We start from the raw sequence: 1244 nt of genomic DNA, 5'->3' as shown, positions 1-1244 counted from the left end.
GTGAAGGCGATCATCGTTGTACCGGTGACGACCCCGCAGGTGAAGGTCGATGCGGTGCGCGCGCATGGCGGGGCGACGGTCGAGGTGGTGCAGTTCGGCGAGTCCTATAGTGATGCGTACGGGCATGCCGTGAAGCTGCAGGAAGAACGCGGTCTGACGTTCGTCCACCCGTTCGACGATCCGTACGTGATCGCCGGCCAGGGCACGGTCGCGATGGAGATTCTCAGCCAGCATCAGGGCCCGATCCACGCGATCTTCGTGCCGATCGGCGGCGGTGGGCTCGCGGCAGGCGTGGCGGCGTATGTGAAATCGGTGCGCCCGGAGATCAAGGTGATCGGCGTACAGACCGATGACTCGTGCGCGATGGCCGCGTCGCTGAAAGCGGGTGAACGCGTCACGCTGAACGAAGTCGGGCTGTTCTCGGACGGCACCGCAGTGAAGCTGGTCGGCGAGGAAACCTTCCGCCTGTGCCGCGAATATCTCGACGACGTACTGCTCGTGAACACCGATGCGCTGTGCGCCGCGATCAAGGACGTGTTCCAGGACACCCGCAGCGTGCTGGAGCCCGCCGGCGCGCTGGCCGTGGCCGGCGCCAAGCAGTATGCCGAGCGCGAAGGTCTGGAGAACCAGACGCTGATTGCGATCACGTCCGGCGCGAACATGAACTTCGATCGCATGCGTTTCGTGGCCGAGCGTGCCGAAGTCGGTGAAGCGCGTGAAGCGGTGTTCGCCGTGACGATTCCCGAAGAGCGCGGCAGCTTCCGCCGTTTCTGCGAACTGGTGGGGACGCGTAGCGTCACCGAATTCAACTACCGGATTGCGGACGCGCAATCAGCCCATATCTTTGTCGGCGTGCAGATCCGCAACCGCAGCGAATCGGCGCAGATTGCGGGCGCATTTGAAGCGCACGGCTTCGCCACCGTCGATCTGACCTTCGATGAACTGTCGAAGCAGCACATCCGCTACATGGTCGGCGGCCGCTCGCCTCTGGCGCATGACGAACGTCTGTTCCGCTTCGAGTTTCCGGAACGGCCAGGCGCGCTGATGAAGTTCCTGTCGTCGATGGCGCCGAACTGGAATATCAGCCTGTTCCACTACCGCAACCAGGGCGCGGACTACAGTTCGATTCTGGTCGGCATCCAGGTGCCGGAGAGCGAGAACGGCGAGTTCGAACGCTTTCTCGCGACGCTTGGCTATCCGTACTGGGAAGAGACCCAGAACCCCGTGTACCGCTTGTTCCTCGC

Annotated in this window: 1 protein-coding gene; it reads left to right on the top strand. The window is 63.4% G+C overall.

Features of this window, described 5'->3' with window-relative positions; all coding sequences use genetic code 11:
* On the top strand, window positions 1–1244 hold a 1244-nt coding region (ilvA, locus tag GNZ13_RS51050), incomplete at both ends, for a threonine ammonia-lyase, biosynthetic (protein ID WP_172179038.1).

Origin of the sequence: Paraburkholderia elongata, from assembly GCF_013177735.1 — a bacterium.
Taxonomy (GTDB): Bacteria; Pseudomonadota; Gammaproteobacteria; order Burkholderiales; family Burkholderiaceae; genus Paraburkholderia; species Paraburkholderia elongata.
This window is presented reverse-complemented; position numbering and strand designations above follow the sequence as displayed.